Consider the following 19279-nt stretch of genomic DNA (forward strand, 5'->3'; position numbering starts at 1 on the left):
CAATGCCGACAGAAGAAGAGTGCGATCGCACTCTTCTTCTCCTAAGTAAAAATAGCATATTGACTTTTGTTCGCTTTTGATGGTTGAATGAGAATAACATCAGCCAAAATCTACTAGATGGTAAACATTTTAGAACCGGGTGACAGCGAGCTAGTTTCCGTAGACTACACAGATCTGCTGCAAAAAATTTTACAAACTTTAAGAGGTCAGAACCCGTTTCGCATCGCAGAAAACGGTCAGCGGTTGGCGATCGATATTGATGCTGTAGCCAGTCATGTCGCTTCTTTACCGATCCAAAATCCTCTGTCATCTCCTAATGGCGTTCGTTCTGCTACCATCAATTTTAGTCCGGGATTCCGAGACAACTTTCCCAATAAGATTCGAGAAATAAGAGATTGTTTGACACAGCTATTAGAATCTAGTTTGGGATCGAATCGCTCAATTGAGGAGTTTGTTAACGGGTTAGTTACTCCTTTGGAATCTTTCCAGGGAAATCCAACTGGTTTGGGTTTGACTTATACTTTTAACAGACCTTCTCCTAATTTACAGAAGCAGAAACTTTGTTTGGATAGCAACCGTCCCGGTAGTGCTTCCCTGCTGAAATTTCACAAACTTACTATTACGGTACGGGAGATAGATCGATTTCCAGAATATTTGAAAGAAGGATTGGAAAATCATATCGATCGCCAAGTTACTTTTGAAAGAGAATCCCACCGGAAAGAACTGCACGATACTATTCAAGAGCGGATAGAAGACGAGTATTCTGACTTCAATCGCCTGAAGCGAATTGTAGACACAGAAACACTGGGAAAACTTAAGAAAGAAGCAAAAATAAGGTATTTGGAATATCTCCGAGATAACATCGAAACCAAAGATAGCGTTGGCTTTATTTATCTTCAAGATTTGATTCGCCGTCTTAGACTAATAGAAGATTTTATTAACCAGGACAAAGCCGATAGTTATTACGATGTAAACTATGCTAATTCGACGATTAATTACAAAGATGAGTTTTCGCGATCGGAAGTATTAGACTCCCTTCCCATCATTCCCATCGTAACAGGTAACTTGGGAGAAAGTACAGACATTAACGAGGGAGAGCGCAAATTTATTTTTGGCCTCAAAATGAAGTTTGGCAATCCAGTTGAAGCACACAAAGGTCTAGAAGTTTTTGACTACAATCTCAATCTAATCGATCCAGATAGTGCTGAGCATCGTCACGAACTTGAAAGAAAACCAAACTTCGGATCAAAAATATTAAAACTTGCCTTTTTGTACTTCTTTGTATTTGCTTGCAATAACCCCAACGTAGATGGTTATAATCCTAATGACGATTTAAATTATAACCCTATCATCCCTTTTAAAAAAATATTACCAGATCTACAGGGTAATAACGAGGAAATAAAAAAGAGACGTTTGAAGGCTATTTGGCGAGGCTTAAATGAATATAAAATCCGAGAAAAAATAAAGGTACTAAGGGAGTTGCTGAGAGAATTTATCAAGAATCAGACTATTTTGCCAACCCGAACTTATCCGGTTCAGATTAGTGTAAGAAGAGGTATCCTGGAAACAGACGAAAATAAAATTTTCAACGATATTTTCTTCAGAGAAGTTGTACAACGCAATCCGAAAGAATGTCTGAGATATATTTCTATTGGTAAAGTCCACGTTGATGAAAATGCTGTCTGTCAACTACCTGCAAGTATTGAGATTAAAGACATTCGCTATTTTTCAACAGAAGAACGCCAAGAATTTCGGATGGAATACGACCTCACAGGTGTTAATACTTTGCCAGTAATGTGGGTTCCCGAAAGTTGTATAAATGCCTATCAAAACCATTTCATGCGAGATCGTAAGTTGTTATTATTTCGCTACGACAACCGACGGTTAGAGGGAAATGGGTTTAATTCTACTCAAGGTTTTCTTTATCGCTTTACCATCTCTTTATTAGCATATATTTGCCTGAAAATATTGCTAGATGCTGCCAAAAAAAGGTTGTTTGTTCCGATGGTAAGATTGCACGAGGGAACCCACCAAAACCCCGCACTATCAGAAAAATTCATGGCGCATCTATCTAAAACATTGTGTCATCTTGTGAACGAGAAACATCGGTGTAATTCCCAAGGTTTCCGCGTTCAAGATGCTAATCCTTTCAAAGTAAAGAACGGTCTTAGTTCTTTGTATTCGGTATTACCTAGAAAGTTTCGCTTCACCGATACCGCAGATACTCCAACCCTCGATAAACTAGCTATTATTATTGTTTCGAGTTTGGAAAGCGACGCCAGGACAGGTAACAGAAACCGAAAAAATAGAATATCTAATTTGGTAGGAGAAGCAATTGGCGTCACGCGCCAACAGGATGGCGCTATTCGGTTGTATATTATCAAAACTTTTTCTGATAACTATAGCAATCAACGTTTGTATCACGATCCGCCGATTCTCATAGACACGGTGAACAATCTTTATCAGCAAGGATACCGACACTTTTTGTATGTCGCACAAGCACCTTTTACGAGTAACCTGAATATAACTCAAAGTGAGGATGACGATAGCCTATATTTTATGTCACCCAAATTAATCAATAATTTGAAAGGAAATCGCGACGACATCCAGATATATCCGGTATTTTTTGATAAATACTATGTTCGGAAAGCAGTAGAACCTAAAGCAACTTCTTTTTACATACAGGATACAAAGGAACTCCTCAATGTAGCGAAAGATTCCACCCAACAAGCGGTAGTGTTTTTCAATTTGTTTAATGGGATTAGTGTGGGTAAGGGGGACGATCGATTTTACAATGGTGTGATTTCCTACTCGACCCTGTTGAACATTTATCCCGGAATTTTGGATGACAAATACATTCGATCGGGTTTGATTGACGATGATAGTATGCTGAAAAACGACATTTTGCAATATCTGACACTTTTTCACTTTTCGCGCTTCGAGAAAACCAGCGACATCAGTTTAAAACTCGACCCTTATGAGAACATTATCGGTGAGGAATCTTTTAGCAAGCTATCTGTCTTTAATCACATGAGAGGAGAAGTTGGTTTTAACTCGTTGGCATTTTTGAGCGAAGTTAAGAAAGCATTAAACGTATAGAAGGAGCGCAAAATGATCGCCGAAAATTTGGGTCGTCTATTTGAAGTTGGTTTCAACATCGGGATTCTTGCTTATATCGAAGAACACAAAATAAAACATAATTTCGGCAACTTATATCGGCGGGATTTGCAGCATTTTAAATTTGCCGAAATGTTTAAACGGATAGTGAGTGAAGACGGAACAATCAGTCCGAATAATATCAAAATAATTGAAAAATGGTGTTTATATTTATTGCAGAAGGGTTTTCTGTCTGGATTGAATTTCTTTGGGGAGTACATTAAATCTACTGGATGGAACGATAGCAAGAAACCGAATATCGAAATTTTGTACTACCAGTGCAGTTTTGGCGATGCTAACAGCATCAAAACATATTCCAAAACTGAAGAACAAGAATATAGAGAGTTATTGTCGCAGTTTCATAAACCCAATTTCTTGGAGAACCCGGGTTTCTGGACTCGATACCAACAAAAGGGTGAGTTTTTGAAGGCGGACACCCTGATGTTGTTGCGCCAACGCCAAGAGTTTAGGATTCTCTCAGTAGATTTATCGATATTTTCCGTTAAGTCAGCTGAAGACATCTTGGATTTTGAAGATAAAGATATGCAGAATCAGCGGCGTTTGTTGGGTCGCGAGATTGGTTATTTGCGCTCAAAAAGTGTTTTTTCTAAGCTGCGGATTGATACTGGCGCTACTGATGATTTTAGTTTTGCTTTTGCAGCGGATTTAACCAGGTATTTTACTGCTTTTAAGCGGAAGGATAAAGAAAGTGCTAAGTTAATTCAAGCTGGTTCTTATGCTCACAGTTTTTATCGATTTTTACGCGAAACTGGTATTCTGAATGATGAAGCGTCGCTGGTGTTTAATGTGGTGGGATATAGCGATCGCGGTATCAGCGCCATGTCCCTCGGTCCCGAAAACTTAGATGTATTAACTACCTGTTCCCAAATTTACAAAAACGAACCAAAAGAACAGGAGATCGATCGAGCGCGAAAGGAAGTTTTAAATCTGATCCAACTTAATGCAGGTCGGAGTTTCGACAACGGGAAAACCTTTGTCAAGCAACTACTAGAAATACCCAGCGACACCACAACTATTATATCTCATACCGAAAAGATCGATAATTTCAGTTCGACATTAGAACTAAGGGAACCTCACGCTGAAATGATTAAAAAAGCGCTGAATTCCGACAAAACTTATCTATTTTTAACTGGTAATCCTGGAATTGGTAAAACTACTGCGATCGTAGACTTTCTGAAAGCTCATATCAACGAAGGTTTTCTCTTTTTCTACGTCAGTCCCCGGAAACAAGTCAATTTGGATATCATCGAGAAATTCAAAGAATCAGAAACGGGAAAGTTAGATGACGAGATATTTTGCATCAACACCAATTCCCAACTTATCGCCGACAACTTTCGGCGCTGTGTCGTAAATTACCAGTCCAACAAACGTCAGGGTGATTTTATCAAAAATCGCGTTAATTTTCTCGACTCCAGTCAGGAAATTGAACGCCAAGCGTCGCGCCAGCAAGCACTTAACAGAAGAAGTGAAGACGAAATTGTACCTACAAATCGCAGAAGTAAAGGAGTTTTGTCCAGTCTTTGCGAAGCAATACACGCGGCGATAAAATACGAAATATCCAATAATATTGTCGCGACAGCTTGTATCCAATCTTTAAAAAAGACCGAACACGGTGCAAACACCTTAGATCATTTTGAGAATATATTCAAAAGTGCTTATAACAAGCGTGACGGTAAGGTTATTCCTGCGGAGATGAAAAAAATATCGACGCGAATTAAGCATTTATTCATTATGATAGATGAAATAACTGGCGATGATAGCGGTGTTGATTTTTTGAATGGAATAAATACTATTTTAAATCGTTATAAATTGATGGATTTACAGCATGGATTTAACACCAAAGTTATTGTAGCAGATGCTTCCATTGTTGACCCAGATGTCATCAATCAACATTTATCGCAAACATCACCAGAACCAGATAAAATATTCTTTAGGCGTGCGTCTGAAGAGGCGGTGAAGTCGCTTTCGGTGCAGGAATTTGAGTTTAAGCGATCGCCAGCAATTATTATCAACGCTAACTCTTATCCAGCAAGCAGTCTAACTATTACATATAAGGTATTCGTTGAATCGGTAAAGTTTGAGGAAGATACTTTTGCTGAGAAAAGAGATAACCTAAAAAAGACTGTCCAAACGCAAATTGTTCGGGATATCAACTCTCTCTGGAAACGCGCTGATGCAGGTCAAATTTTAGTATACATCCAAGATAAGCGGAAATTGCAAGAATTAATTGAAACAATTAAAAAACAGCAGGGAGAGTTTGAGGATAAAAAGGATTATCTGGAGATACACGCTAACCTTTCCGATCGAGATAAGTCAGAAATACATCAATTCAAAAATCAGGTAAAAGTAATCTTTATGACTTCCTCTGCGAGTCGTGGGTTATCATTTCCCAAGGCGAAACATATATTGGTACAAATTCCTCGGTTTCGGGTGGAAAGTAACCTAATGGAAATAATACAGGTTATTTACAGAGGTCGCGGTCAATATATCGAAAATGGGTCAGAAAAAACGCTGGATGATAAGGAGAAAGAACTGAGTTTTTATTTGTGCGATCGGGCCATCTATTACGCCGACGACAGAGAAATTTCCCTGCGAGAAAGCACTATCAATTTATTAAATATATTGCTAATTGTCAAAACTTGTGTTATGACGCGAATTCAAGGTTACGGACAAATAGGTAGGGAAAAATTCTTGATGATTCCCATAGGTGGAAAGTCCGTATCTGCGGCGGGTCAAACATTTAGCGGACAGATGGCTAATTTGATTAAAGATTTGAAAAACGAACACCGCAGGCGTCCCAACCACAAACAATTGCAAGAAGTTTATACCAGTTTAGAACAACTGCTAAGTCGCGCCGAGTTTGTATTGAGTTCTAGAAACCCGGTTTCTCCAAGAAACCGGGTTTCGGGGAGTTATTCCTATCTGGAGTTACGAGAGTTTTTCAATAGCAAATTTTCCGAATTAATAGCCGATGGTTTTGATAAATTACTGGATTTTGGAAATATAGAACCGGGTATTATTAATGGTAGCTTGCTAGTCGTACCTATTGCAGATCAAAGGTTAGAAGAAACTTACGAAATGCGGTTGATGGATATAACGAACCACGCCAACGAAGAACTGTTGAATAAAATGCTGAAAATTAGCAGCTGTAAGGATTATCCGGGGAGTCTGCCATCAGCCCTCAAAAATGCTATAGAATTAGTAGATAAGGTTCGCAAATCGAACGACAGAACCCAGTTTTTAGATCTGAACAGTCAGCGCCTCGACCAATATTATGCTTTGCCATTATTTACTTTTATTAGCGGTGAGGCGATGAGTCAATATTTTGCTGATGAACCGGAAGAACCAGAAGAAGAAAGATTTAGGGAGATTCTTGCTACTTATATTCATCACCTTTATCCAGCAGACAAAACTTTGCCTATTGGGTATAAGTATAGAGATTTTCCATTTGTAGTTTTTCGGAGTTATAATTTAGAGGAAATGAGGGAAAAAATTTTTACTGATAAATATCTATTGACTTCCAATGAGTTGAATGTACTGAATTTGATTCTTTCTAAAGGCGAATAAAGTATGATGGGTATTGCCGACAAGAGTCAGTTCTATTAAAATCTTACACCAGCTGATACATCCTGCCTGGGAATTGATGATGCGTTAGCAAATCAATCATTGCTGTGTCGCCCACACCCGCCCGGAACTCAAGTTCCGGGCTAATAGCGAAAGTCCACTGAAGTGGACTGGAAGAGAATTTCAGTCCTCTTTAGAGGACTTTAGCTATTAGCCTGCGATTTGAATCGCAGGCGGGTGAGGTGATAGGCGTAAGATTTAAACTTAAGTCGAACCAGGTTGTTTTGCTGGTGGAAACTTACAAGTAACCTGAATTTCCAAATTGCTTTCGGCAGTACCTTCAGTAATATAAGGAAAGCCTCCTTTAGCGCTCAGCTTCATGCCAAATTTGAGTGTTACCTCCTCAATTTCAGCTGCACCGAAATCTTTAAAGGCACTAAGCGCATATATAGCATAGCCCCGAATCATTTGGCGAGCTTCCTGCATCTTGACTAAGGCATCCTCTTTGAAGCCGTAGCCTTTGGCAGGATCGTATTCTTCGTTTTGTGGAGGGGGAATATCTGCGTTAGACTTGGATTCAACGTATATTTCATACGTTTGATCGCCTTCTTGTATAAGCAAACGTTGTACTTCTGACATCAGGTGCCTCTGTAAAATTTGTATGCGTTTGATTAAAAAAAGCTGGTTCTTTCGGGTCAAATATGCTGGAGTAGGGGCGAAGCATTCGGGCAACAATTTATCACCCAAAACCTAGATTTTTCGCCCGAATGCTAATGCCTCCGGCACGCTTACGCGAACGCCCCTACAAACGCCAAATATCCAAAACCCTAACAGTATTGCCTTCAGACTGAAATCACCCTAAAAGGTGAACTTACTTCGGTAAGAGGTCTTATAGTTGAGATAACGGCAGAGGGTGCTTGTGAATTAGCTTACATATTAAATGGTTGGTACTGTATGGCTAAATACGCTCTGGTTATTGGTATTGCTGAATACAAAAATCCGTTGCAGCGTCTCCCAAAGACAACGACGGATGCTGAGGCGGTGGTGCAGGTACTAAAAAAATATGGCGATTTCCAACAAGTTATCAGACTTCCTGAGCGTTGGAATCAGGAAAAGCAAGATTATGAAATTGCAGCCAAGGCGGTAACTGGGAAGGAATTGGGAGAAGCGCTGAGAAATTTTCTGCGGGAACACGCTGTTAGTGACGATTTGCTTATCTATTTTACGGGACATGGGTTCAAAGTATCAGACAATCTGGGGCAAGAAAAGGGATATTTAGCGTCTTCGGATTGCATAATTCAGACAGATGGAGAGCGAATTGTTGAGATCCAAAATGGAATTGCACTCGACAGTCTTAATGACTTGATTAGAGCTTCCAATCTCGGAAGTCTGGTGTTATTACTAGATTGCTGTCATAGTGGCTATTTCCTAGAACGCCAATTGGTGGAACAAAGTCTGACTGCGATTAGTTCCCGAAGAGATTATTATTTGATTACAGCTTGTAGAGGCTCTCAAGAAGCGATCGCATACGATTTCGAGAAGCACGATGTCTTCACCGGAGCTTTAATTAACGGGTTAGCGGTAGAAAATGCCGGAAAAGACGGACAAATTAGTGGCGATCGCGTTTTCGATTATATTAGCCGCGCACTCAAAGGCTCAAAGCAAGAACCTATACGTATGGGTTGGGGCCGATCGATTACCCTCGTGACTTATCCTAAAAAAGATATACCTACAGTAGAAATTGCTTTCAATACAGAGAATCCCTATCGAGGATTGTATCCTTTTGAATTAGAGCAAGAAAAATATTTTTGCGGACGAGAACAAGCGATTCGCGCATTGCTCGATCGGCTTAGCAGCAATCGTTTTATGGCTGTAATTGGGCCATCCGGCTGCGGTAAATCTTCTCTGGTAAAAGCGGGATTGCTACCGCATTTGAAACGCGATCGACTCCCCGGAAGCAGTCAGTGGGGAATTGAAACTTTTACCCCCGGAAAATATCCCCTTGGGAAATTAATAGAAATACTCGATCGGCAACATCGGGAAAATCAACCATTTGTACTTTTCATCGACCAAATGGAAGAGATATTTACCCTCTGCGAAGACGACGCCGAACGACAATCTTTGATCAGTTTAATGGCAGATGAAGCAACAAAGTCCGATCGAATAACTCGCGTAATTGTAGCAATTCGGACAGACTTTTTAGATAGATGCGCCGCTTATCCAAAAGTTGCCAATCTCATCAATCGAACTCAGCCTACAACTTATATGGTTACGCCTCTATCTCGGCAAGAATTAGAGAACGCAATTGAAGAACCAGCATCTTTGCATGGAGTTAAATTTGAGCGGGGATTAATATCGCAAATCGCTGACGACGTAAACGATCAACCCGGTGCTTTACCTCTATTGCAATATGCTTTGAAAGAATTATGGCGAGTTTGTATTGAAAAACCAGACTCACCCGAACCGCGTTTGACTTTGAAAGGTTATAAAGAAATTGGCGGTGTGAAAGGAGCATTAGAAAATAGAGCCAATTTGCTATATCAAAGCTTTTCCTCAACAGACCAACTTTTTGTGCGTCAAATGTTTATGGAACTGGTGCAATTGGGTGAAGAAAATCTGGTAACTCGTCGCCGCGCCAGTAGGGAAAAATTAGAAGCAAATGCAGATTCGATAGATCAATTGCGGCGAGTGGTTGGATTGTTAGCAGATCAGCGCTTAATTGTCACCGATGAAGATACAGTAGAAGTTGCTCACGAAGCGCTTTTAACTGAGTGGAATTTACTGCGTGGTTGGATTGAAGAAAATCGCGAAAATATTCGTTTAAGTCGTTTATTAGAAGCTGAATGTCGGGAGTGGCAAGAAAGATTTAAGAAATCCGATGAAGCGCTGCTCACAGGTGCTAAATTGGCGATAATTTCGGAGTGGAAAGAGAAGATTCAGCCGAAACTTCCTGTTGAAGAATCGGAGTTTTTGCGGAGGAGTTTGGAGAAGCGCGATAAAAAAATTAAAGAGGAATTGGAGCAGCAAAAGCGAATAACCAGGTCTTTGATCGCGGTAGGAGTTCTTGTAATTTCTATTTTAGGGTTAGGATTACTAGCACAACAACTGCAAGCGAAGAAGAGAGAAAGTGATGCGATCGCTGTTGTTGCCTTAGTTTCAAAGGCTCAAAAACTTTTTGGAATCAACAAACAGTTGGATTCTTTAATAGCAAGTATTGAAGCTCTAAAATTGATGCAAGCTATCAAATCACAAGATGTTTACACCATAAATTTAATGGCATCATTAATCTCTAAAGTATCCGAATTAAATCGATTTGAAAATCAAAATTGCGAATTTACAGATGTAATATTTGCGCCAAATGGAAAGATAATTGCTGCTTCTGATTATAAAAATAAGGTTGTCAAATTTTGGCAAATAAATGGCTTGCCAATGTCACAAGTAATAAAAGAAAAACAAAAAATTTGGAGTATTATATTTAGCCATGATGGTCAAACAATAGCTTCTGCTGGTGTCGGAGGTAAAATAAATTTTTGGGATGTTAATGGCAAACATAAAGGAGAGCTTAAAACTAAGGGAGAAATTTATAAAATCCGTTTTGGTTCTGATAGTCAAACAATTGTATCTACCAATATATATGATAAAACAGTCAATATTTGGCAACTAAGAAATTATAATAATTATTATAGCTATAATAATTATAAGCCTTTATCCTCTTTTAATAACCATAGAGATGCTGTTTATGGGTTAGCAATTAGCCCAAATGGAGAGCTTATAGCTTCTTCAAGTTGGGATGGAGAAATAAAAGTTTGGCGAATTAATAGCAAAGAAATAGTACATACCTTTAGACATGATACTCCTGTTTTTTCAGTTGATTTTAGCTCAAATGGCGAGTTTCTAGCTTCGGGCAGTAGAGGTGGTAAAGTAAAAGTTTGGAACTTAAAAACTGGTCAATTAATTAAAACTTTTACAAATCATACTGATGATATATACGCAGTAAATTTTAGTTCAGATAGTCAGATGCTTGTTTCAGCAAGCGAAGATAAAACAGTGAAGCTTTGGGATATAAGAAAGCTTAAATTAATCAAAACGCTTTTTGGTCATACTGATGCAGTTAATAGTGCAGTTTTTAGCCCTGACGGTAAAATAATAGCTTCTACTGGAAAAGACGGAACTGTGAGGATTTGGAGTGTGAATTCGCCTATAAATAATGCTGATAATCAGGATCTAAAAGCATTATTAAAAAGTAGTTGTAGTCTTCTAAAAGAAGGATATTTACAGAATAGTAAAAATCTAAAGCAAGAAGATAGAAAATTATGTGATGGTGTTTGAATGTAGAGGATATTTAAGAATTCGTTATGTCAGATAGTAAACAATCAATTACATTTGCAAAAAAGGAGATAAACAATGAACAAGTTTGAAGTATCTGTTGAAATCTTGAAGGTAGCTTTGATAAATTTTAACCTTAACAAGGAAGATTTGGAGTCTAAAACTAAAGAAATTTTAAATTGTTTTGAAATGATTTACACAAGAATTTTGGAACTGGAAGCTAGAGAAGTAAGTACAATCTCAAGCACATCAGGGCTTCAGGCGTTCAATACATCTATGTTCTCTAACTTAGAAACTAAAAGGTTTGCACCTACACCAGAATCCCTAAGCAGAATTCAAGGATTATCTGAATTAGAAGCGGGCAGATCTGAAAATACTTCAAGTGAAATAGACAAAATAATAGAAACAGAAATAGAAAGGACTTTAAATGATGATGAGTTTGTAGTAATGCCGTTTTCAAAAAAAGCGGAAGTATTACGAGAAATGACTTTTGCATTATCCGCGCGTAGATGCAGCTACAGCCAATGTCCAAATCGTGAAAGATGAACCCCTAGCGATCGCACCCTCCTGCTGAATTTATTCAAGTAAAAGAGTGCTACTGACCCCGCCCCGGTTTACAATCTGCGAAACCGATCGCATCTTCATCTAAAAAACTTGCGATCGCACTCACACCCACACCTATCAAACCAGGTTCAGAGAGTGCGATCGCTCATCATTTAGACAACCCTGAAATAGAGGCCCGATCGCCTATAATTAAAATACCTGTCAAACAAAATAGCCGACCATGCAGAGTATTAAATTACGTTCCCATGTCGGTGAAGATGGGATCTTGCACTTAGACGTTCCCGTAGGAATAGCTGATACAGACTTAGAAGTTACAGTTACCGTTCAACCTGTCACAGCAGCACAAACAGATACCCCACAGGGAAAAGGTTGGCCTCCCGGTTTTTTTGAGGAGACTTTTGGCTCTTTTAAAGATGACCCTATAGTCATCGATTCTGAAGGAGTATTTGACGATTGGAATAGATCGGCATGAAGTATTTGCTCGATACTAATGTCTGCATCAGGTATTTGAATGGTGAATCAGTGGCTCTGCGGCGACAGTTTCAATCTGAAGATTCACAAGAAATGGCTGTCTGTTCTGTTGGAAAAGATGATAAAATGTCAGAGAATTACGAAAAATTAACATCGGCTGAAAATGAACAGAGAATTTAATGTAATTATTGAGCGAGATTCAGAAGGTTATTTTGTCGCTTCTGCGCCTAGTCTTCCTGGGTGTCATACGCAAGCAAAATCACTGGATGAACTGATAGAACGCATTCAAGAAGCGATCGAACTTTGCTTAGAAGTTGAGCAAGATACAGGGGAGTCACTGGAATTTGTTGGCGTTCAGAGAGTAGCAGTTAAGGTATGAGCAAACTGCCAAGTCTGACAGGAAGCGAAGTGATTGCAGCACTTGAAAGAGGGGGTTTTGCAGTAGCAAGAGTGCGTGGAAGTCACCATTTTATCGTACATGATGACGGTCGTAGAACTGTTGTACCTGTACATTCAGGTGAAACAATAGGCCCTGGTTTGCTGGCGCAGATATTGCGTGATTGCCAGATTACAAGGGAGGAATTCAGGACGCTGTTGTGAAGTATCGCAAATATTCAATCATCAGCAAACGCAAGTAATCCAACATCCGAAGATAAGCTTTAATTTGCTGGTAATCGACCTTTGTTGTGAAGTTAAATTGCGCGATCGCACCCCCATCAAAAACCCGTATATTTTGCAATCGCTCAATTGCTTCCTGTTCCTTATCAATCCAACCTCGCGCTTGAATTTGACTAGCATAGCCTCGGATATCCACCGTTAGTAGTTCAATTTCTTCTAAAACGCTAAATTCTTCCTCTGAAACAGGAGATAGAGAAGCAATTTGTTTTCGTTCTGCTTTAGTGTTTTGATAATCGACTGTTAACTGTTCTAATAGATGGCTAATGTAGTTCCTTGTGATTTCAGTATTTTGAGTATTAATCTTTGCCTCAGTCATCGTTAACTCCATAAGTAACTATTTTTTCAATACCAAATTTATCGGCACGTACAATTAAATATTCATTAGCTTTACGATAGACTGCCGAGCCACCACTACGATATCCTGTTTTCGGAACTCTTACTGCTCCTTTCTTGTTAAAATTATGAGCTTTTCGTACATATTTCAACGGGTCGAATTCTTTTCTGGAAGCATGGTCTAGTATATTTTGAGCTACGCTTATATAAGTAGAAGCATCCCACTCAGCTATGTAATGCTTTATTTCAGCAACTTCTGCTTCAGTGTATCCTTGACATAGCTGTGTTAAAAATGGATCTACAGGTGACTCATCCGGCATTGAGTTTTATTCCAGTTTGTTCATCTAAGAGAAACAGTAGTGCGATCTCAAAGAAGTCTATCGCACTCCTACTCGCTTACAGCGTATTCGGATCTATCCCCCTCTCCTCTAACTTAGCTAAAAGAGCCTGAAGCTGTTGTTGTCGTTCGATCGCCACTTCTTCCGGCGTCTTATATCTATTCCCATTTTCGTCATACCAATACAACCACTCCCGCGTAAAAACCTGATAAGTTCCCCTTTCTCTTCCAATCCCCAAACCAATCTCAGGCATCCAAATTCTATCGCCAGATAGTAAAACATATTCTCCATCAACCAAGCGATGAACTTCCAAACGTTGTCTTCTCCGACGTTGGCGCGTAGGAGCATAAACTACGTAATACAATACTCCCATTTGGGCATAATCAATTTTTTTTTGTTCGTATTCAGCATTGTAAGTTTTAGAAACAACTTCTAACACCAAAGAAGGTACTATTCCATCTTCATCCCAAAGCACATAACACAACCTTCCCTGTTCCCCAACAAAACGTTCTACCCCCAAACTGAGAAAAGCATCAGGTACGATCGCAGATTTAGCAGGATCGTAGTAAACTCCCATATTAATGCCAAAAAACCAATCCTCGCGGTCTTGCCAAATCAAAGCTAAAACCGCCGACAGCAAACTGGGAATTAAAATTTGTAACTCGTTATCCACAGGCGTATCATCCGAACAGGGTAATTCTTCCGAAGAAGGCAGACAAGCTAACGGATCGTATTTGAACATAATTGTTTATTAACCAGTTGACAATTGATAGTAAAATATAGTATTAATACTAGACTAAACCAAAACCCATAAAAAAATTCTTCCCTCTCCCCCCCTTGCCAACGATCCCGCACAGTCCGAAACTGGACTTGGGAACGATCGGCAGTTAAGAGGTTTTTCGTGAAAAGAGTTCTAGCCATTATCCTTGGAGGCGGCGCAGGCACCCGCCTTTACCCCCTAACCAAGCTCCGCGCCAAACCAGCAGTACCCCTAGCAGGGAAATATCGCCTCATCGATATCCCCGTCAGTAACTGCATTAACTCAGAAATCTTCAAAATCTACGTCCTGACGCAATTTAACTCAGCTTCCCTCAATCGGCACATTGCCCGCGCCTACAACTTCTCAGGTTTCACCGACGGGTTCGTTGAGGTACTAGCCGCCCAACAAACACCCGAAAACCCCAACTGGTTCCAGGGTACTGCCGATGCAGTGCGCCAGTATCTCTGGCTGTTGGAAGAGTGGGATGTCGATGAATATATAATCTTGTCGGGCGATCACCTCTACCGGATGGACTATCGCCTATTCTGGCAACGTCACCGGGACACCAATGCGGATATCACCATCTCCGTTGTGCCGATGGACGACAAACGCGCCTCGGACTTCGGCTTGATGAAAATCGATGGCAACGGCAGGGTAGTTGACTTCAGCGAAAAACCCAAAGGCGACGCCCTCCAACAGATGCAGGTGGATACCACCGCTCTGGGGCTAACGCCAGAAGAAGCCCAGAAAATGCCCTATATTGCCTCAATGGGGATTTATGTCTTCAAAAAAGACGTGCTGATTAAGTTGCTCAAAGAATCACTAGAACGCACGGATTTTGGTAAAGAGATTATCCCCGCGTCGGCAAAGGACTATAACGTTCAAGCCTACCTATTTGATGGCTATTGGGAAGATATCGGGACGATAGAGTCGTTCTATGAAGCAAACTTAGCTTTAACCAAGCAGCCCAAACCACCTTTCAGCTTCTACGACGAAACTGCCCCCATATATACTCGCGCCCGTTATCTGCCACCCACAAAATTGTTGGATTGTCACATAACAGAATCGATGATTGGGGAAGGCTGTATCCTCAAAGAATGCCGCATCGATCGCTCAGTGTTGGGAGTGCGATCGCGCATCGAAGCAGGTTGCCTGATCGAAGACACCCTCATTATGGGGGCAGACTTCTACGAACCCTTTAGCGAACGGCCCTCCAACAGCGGAAGCCGCCACGTTTATCAGGGCATAGGTGCCAACTCAACAATTCGTCGTGCCATCATTGACAAAAATGCTCACATCGGCTGCGATGTTCAAATTGTCAACAAAGACAGAGTGCAAGAAGCCGAACGCGAAAGTGAAGGATTCTACATCCGCAGCGGGATTGTTGTAGTCTTGAAAAACGCAGTCATTCCCGATCGAACTGTGATTTAGAATTTGGGATTTTAGATTTTAGATTTTTAATCCAAAATCTAAAATCTAAAATCTGAAATTGCCATAACCGAAAACCAAAAAGCTCAGAGAGCAACCGACTTTCAGTCGTAAAGCAGAAAAAAACCTTTTCAGTATTGCCGTCAATCCAAAATCCAAAATCCAAAATCCAAAATCGATTGACCAGACTAATTCTCCTCATCGGACTTCCCGGTAGCGGTAAATCCTCTCTGGCACAAAAGCTAGTCGCCGAAAGCCAAGAGACTTTGCTAATCTCCACAGACGCCATTCGCGCTAAACTGTTTGGAGATGAAGCTATCCAAGGCCCCTGGCTGTTAGTTTGGCAGGAGTTGCAACACCAATTTCAGCAAGCTGTCGAGCAAATACAGTTGGGACAAGCAGAGGCAGCAATTTACGATGCCACCAATGCAGTTCGCCAACACCGACTTGAAGCGATCGCCTCTTCCCGCCAAATCGGCTTTACCCACATCACCGGGTTGTGGCTAGATATACCAGTTTGGCTTTGTCTGGCACGTAATCGCCGTCGCCAGCGTCGAGTACCGCAAGATGTTATATTTCGGATGTATCGGCAACTTCGCGATGCTCCTCCAACACTTGAGGATGGCCTAGACCGCCTGCTACCCTACTATCCGGGTGTATCGATTCAGGAAATTGCGTCCCGGTTAATGAGCAATAACCGAACCCAACCTAACTCCCATATTTGATAGTCTTATAATATAAAATCGATCGGCGACAGCACCAAGCACAAATCTACTCATTTGGCAAACATTACAAGCGACTGTAACTGTGCTTTAGGGCAAAGCCTTAATCAAAAAGCGCTCTGCCCGTAATTGCCATTAAAACCAAACTTTAAACAGCTTCAACAAAATACATAAATCCCATATTTACTATAGGAGACTTATTAATGCCAGCGACCGACTTCAAAGACTATTACGCCGTTCTAGGAATAAACAAGACCGCTAGTGCCGAGGAAATCAAAAAGGTTTACCGCCGACTGGCACGCAAATACCACCCCGATATGAACCAAGGCAACAAAGAAGCCGAAGCTCACTTCAAGGAAGTCAGCGAAGCCTACGAAGTCTTGTCAGACTCAGACAAACGTAAAAAATATGACCAATTTGGTCAGTACTGGAAACAAGCCGGTCAAGGATGGCCGCCGGGAGGAGGAGGCGCAGGCGTCGATCCCAGTGGCTTCGACTTTAGTCAGTATGGTAGTTTCGATGAATTTATCAACGAATTGCTAGGTCGCTTTGGCACCACAAGCCCTGGTGGGCCTGGACGTTCGCCTGGGGGTCGCGCTTACACCTACCGCACCACCACGGGTGGCCCGACAGGCTTTAGCGGCTATAATGGTTTCGACGGATTTGAAAATCAGACAGGTCAAGCAACAGCCGTAGATAGAGAAGCAACCCTTAGCCTCAGCCTATCGGAAGCATTCAACGGTGTCCAAAAGCGCTTAGATTTAGGTACGGAAGTTGTTGACGTGAGGATTCCGCCTGGTGCCAAAACGGGTAGCCGCATTCGCCTTAAAGGCAAAGGCGCAGTCAGTCCCTACACCCAGCAGCGAGGGGATTTGTACTTAACGGTGGAACTGTTACCGCACTCGTTCTTCCAGTTTGATGGAGAAAACCTAGTCTGCGAGGTGCCAATTACCCCAGATGAAGCCGTGTTGGGAGCCCAAATTGAAGTCCCAACCCCCGATGGTTCTGTAACGGTGAATGTTCCCGCCGGAATTCGTTCCGGTCAATCCCTGCGTCTGCGGGGCAAAGGATGGCCCAAACCCAAAGCTGAACGGGGTGACCAGATGGTGAAAATTGCGATCGTACCCCCGAAAGACCTCAGTCCGATCGATCGCGAGTATTACGAGAAAATCCGTACCGCACGCAGCTTCAATCCCCGCAGCGATTTAAAGCAAATAAAATTATAGAACATAGGTACGTTGTTGCGCTAAAGCGCTCTTTTAGCGCGGCATCGCAACAACGTACCCATAAGCCAATCGAACTAACTAGCAACTTGAGTTATTACCTCCAGCAACTTCTCCACAGAAGCATTGGGGGAGAGAAAGGAAAACAAATGTTTAAAGCGGAGTTTTCCTTGCTTATCTAACACAAACTGTCCTGGTAAAGGCGCACCCAACGCCTGACCAACTTCATACGCACGAAAAACCCCACAGGCCCGATCGCTCAGTAAAGGCATTTTCAAGCCTAAGTCTTGCACGACTTTTTCGCTTTGTTGCCTATCTGTACTGGTAATCATCAAAATCTCAACACCCCGACCGCTAAACTGCTCGTAGTTTTCATTCAATGCTTTTATGTGGGGATAGCAAAGAGGGCAGTATTGCTTTTCAGTAAAGATGCGCGTAAAAGCTATTATAACAGATTGCTTTCCTCTATAATCGGATAGCCTGACGGGACGTTTGTGAGTGATATCGGCAAGTTCAAAGTCTGGGGTAATTCCTCGCAGTTTCAGGCTATTACTGGCAGGAATAGGTAAAAAATTGCGGAAGAAGCGCTCATTTATTAAACCGCTAAAGTCGGTGGAAGTCAGCATAATATCATTTGAGATTTAAGATTGCAGAATTAAAGAATTGAAAATCTCTGCCAGAGAAACCCTGGCTCTTTCGGACAAGGTATACTAAATTATAAGGTAATTGGCGTCTGATATCATTCGGCTTTAGTAACCCTTTTTTACCCGACGACTAAAGTCGCGGCTACACAAACAAAGCCCGCCTGCGCGGGCTTTAAGAAAAAGGGGGTAGTATACCAAATCCGGGATAAAAACCCCCGTTATCCATAAGTTGGGTGAAGCATTGCGGTAGAAAGGCTTTGGCTCTTGGGAATACACTTATTGCCGCAATGCTTCACCCCTACACTTCACACTATAAAGGGGGTAAATAACCCGGATTTGGTATTAACCCGGATTTGGTATGACAAGGATTTCAGCCTTACCTGGTGTCGAACTCACCTTAATCAGTGATAGCTCTGATTAAAACCTTCTTCAGAGAGATTCCTTCTTTCTCTATCTCATCAATTGCGATCGTATCTACAATATCAAATCTAGTGAATCGCCCATAAGATTACATCAGAAGATTGAAGATGTTCTCTGTACTTTTGCAAATACTTTTCGTCAGCTTCATCTGACTCTCCAATCCCAGGAAGGTCATAAAAATACAGGGTACTTCCCTGCTTTATCTCAATCGGGATATCTTCTATCTCTTTCGTACATGGTTTGACAGGATCGGTCTTCAGCTTAGTGCCAAATAAAGCATTTATAAGAGAAGACTTGCCAACGCCCGTTTGACCTACAATAGAAACACGAAATTGACGCTCATTTACTCTTTTTTCAAGTTCCTTTTCAAGTTCCTTTTCAACAAGCTTAAGCTGATCCTCCGTCAAATCAGGCTCTTTCATTTCCATATCATGCTCCTCACTAAGCAGAGTTTATACTCGTCTTGATTATTGGATCGCAGTTGCCTTATAATCTCTAATGTAGCAACTCCACTTCAGCTTGACTGTGATAAAAAGTGATAAAAAGTAGTAACTTTCGCTAGAGCGTGCTAAAACATCCTGTTATAAAGATACGCCTAAGAGTTAACATACTCTAAGAAACTATTTATACC

The 19279-nt window shown here is 41.1% G+C and carries 17 protein-coding genes; 11 read left to right on the plus strand and 6 right to left on the minus strand.

Going from position 1 to position 19279, the window contains the following annotated elements:
- The first annotated feature begins 117 nt into the window (after positions 1-117).
- Both LAY41_RS09780 and LAY41_RS09785 read left to right on the plus strand, forming a co-directional pair.
- Entirely contained in the window at positions 118-3099 is a 2982-nt protein-coding gene (locus LAY41_RS09780) for a hypothetical protein (RefSeq protein WP_249096950.1), read from the plus strand.
- A 12-nt stretch (positions 3100-3111) separates the two neighbouring features.
- Positions 3112-6744: a helicase-related protein gene (locus LAY41_RS09785; RefSeq protein ID WP_249096952.1), complete on the plus strand. Its 3633-nt coding sequence runs from the start codon at positions 3112-3114 to the stop codon at positions 6742-6744.
- A gap of 261 nt (positions 6745-7005) precedes the next feature.
- Here LAY41_RS09785 and LAY41_RS09790 read toward each other — a convergent pair whose 3' ends face one another.
- Complete coding sequence (locus LAY41_RS09790; protein ID WP_249096954.1) at positions 7006-7380, minus strand: CU044_2847 family protein; 375 nt, start codon at positions 7378-7380, stop codon at positions 7006-7008.
- A 315-nt stretch (positions 7381-7695) separates the two neighbouring features.
- Between LAY41_RS09790 and LAY41_RS09795 the strand changes: the two genes are divergently transcribed.
- From LAY41_RS09795 to LAY41_RS09820, 6 genes are all read left to right on the plus strand, one after another.
- Complete coding sequence (locus tag LAY41_RS09795; protein WP_249096955.1) at positions 7696-11070, plus strand: nSTAND1 domain-containing NTPase; 3375 nt, start codon at positions 7696-7698, stop codon at positions 11068-11070.
- Positions 11071-11145: 75 nt separating this feature from the next.
- Positions 11146-11613 carry a hypothetical protein gene (locus LAY41_RS09800; RefSeq protein WP_249096957.1) on the plus strand — a complete coding sequence of 156 codons (468 nt, stop codon included), beginning with the start codon at positions 11146-11148 and terminating at the stop codon, positions 11611-11613.
- Positions 11614-11851: 238 nt separating this feature from the next.
- Positions 11852-12103 (plus strand): hypothetical protein, encoded by a 252-nt coding sequence (locus LAY41_RS09805; RefSeq protein ID WP_249096959.1) that lies wholly within the window; start codon positions 11852-11854, stop codon positions 12101-12103.
- Positions 12100-12282 carry a PIN domain-containing protein gene (locus tag LAY41_RS09810; RefSeq protein ID WP_249096960.1) on the plus strand — a complete coding sequence of 61 codons (183 nt, stop codon included), beginning with the start codon at positions 12100-12102 and terminating at the stop codon, positions 12280-12282. The genes LAY41_RS09805 and LAY41_RS09810 overlap by 4 nt, the downstream gene beginning before the upstream one ends.
- On the plus strand, positions 12266-12481 hold the full coding sequence (locus tag LAY41_RS09815) for a type II toxin-antitoxin system HicB family antitoxin (protein ID WP_249096961.1): 216 nt from the start codon (positions 12266-12268) through the stop codon (positions 12479-12481). The genes LAY41_RS09810 and LAY41_RS09815 overlap by 17 nt, the downstream gene beginning before the upstream one ends.
- Positions 12478-12702: a type II toxin-antitoxin system HicA family toxin gene (locus LAY41_RS09820; RefSeq protein WP_249096962.1), complete on the plus strand. Its 225-nt coding sequence runs from the start codon at positions 12478-12480 to the stop codon at positions 12700-12702. The genes LAY41_RS09815 and LAY41_RS09820 overlap by 4 nt, the downstream gene beginning before the upstream one ends.
- Here LAY41_RS09820 and LAY41_RS09825 read toward each other — a convergent pair.
- The 3 genes from LAY41_RS09825 to LAY41_RS09835 form a co-directional block, all read right to left on the minus strand.
- Positions 12686-13096, minus strand: coding sequence for a hypothetical protein (locus tag LAY41_RS09825; RefSeq protein ID WP_249096963.1), 411 nt, complete (start codon positions 13094-13096; stop codon positions 12686-12688). The genes LAY41_RS09820 and LAY41_RS09825 overlap by 17 nt on opposite strands.
- Positions 13089-13433 (minus strand): hypothetical protein, encoded by a 345-nt coding sequence (locus LAY41_RS09830; protein WP_249096964.1) that lies wholly within the window; start codon positions 13431-13433, stop codon positions 13089-13091. The genes LAY41_RS09825 and LAY41_RS09830 overlap by 8 nt, the downstream gene beginning before the upstream one ends.
- Before the next feature lie 76 nt (positions 13434-13509).
- Positions 13510-14193 (minus strand): Uma2 family endonuclease, encoded by a 684-nt coding sequence (locus LAY41_RS09835; protein ID WP_249096965.1) that lies wholly within the window; start codon positions 14191-14193, stop codon positions 13510-13512.
- Between the two features lie 159 nt (positions 14194-14352).
- On the opposite strand from LAY41_RS09835, the gene LAY41_RS09840 reads away from it, so the two are divergent.
- The 3 genes from LAY41_RS09840 to LAY41_RS09850 all read left to right on the plus strand — a co-directional run bounded on the left by LAY41_RS09840 (position 14353) and on the right by LAY41_RS09850 (position 17587).
- Positions 14353-15642, plus strand: coding sequence for a glucose-1-phosphate adenylyltransferase (locus tag LAY41_RS09840; protein ID WP_249096966.1), 1290 nt, complete (start codon positions 14353-14355; stop codon positions 15640-15642).
- 176 nt (positions 15643-15818) lie between these two features.
- A complete protein-coding gene (locus LAY41_RS09845; protein WP_249096967.1) occupies positions 15819-16364 on the plus strand; it encodes an AAA family ATPase in 546 nt (181 codons plus the stop codon).
- 200 nt (positions 16365-16564) lie between these two features.
- The gene (locus LAY41_RS09850) at positions 16565-17587 is read left to right on the plus strand and encodes a DnaJ C-terminal domain-containing protein (protein ID WP_249096969.1); all 1023 of its coding nucleotides are present in this window, start codon (positions 16565-16567) and stop codon (positions 17585-17587) included.
- A 74-nt stretch (positions 17588-17661) separates the two neighbouring features.
- On the opposite strand, the gene LAY41_RS09855 is transcribed toward LAY41_RS09850, so the two are convergent.
- Both LAY41_RS09855 and LAY41_RS09860 read right to left on the minus strand, forming a co-directional pair.
- On the minus strand, positions 17662-18210 hold the full coding sequence (locus LAY41_RS09855) for a peroxiredoxin family protein (protein ID WP_249096970.1): 549 nt from the start codon (positions 18208-18210) through the stop codon (positions 17662-17664).
- A 506-nt stretch (positions 18211-18716) separates the two neighbouring features.
- On the minus strand, positions 18717-19076 hold the full coding sequence (locus tag LAY41_RS09860) for a GTPase family protein (protein ID WP_249096972.1): 360 nt from the start codon (positions 19074-19076) through the stop codon (positions 18717-18719).
- Between the last annotated feature and the right edge of the window lie 203 nt (positions 19077-19279).

The sequence above is a fragment of the Argonema galeatum A003/A1 genome, from assembly GCF_023333595.1.
In the GTDB taxonomy this organism is placed as follows: domain Bacteria; phylum Cyanobacteriota; class Cyanobacteriia; order Cyanobacteriales; family Aerosakkonemataceae; genus Argonema; species Argonema galeatum.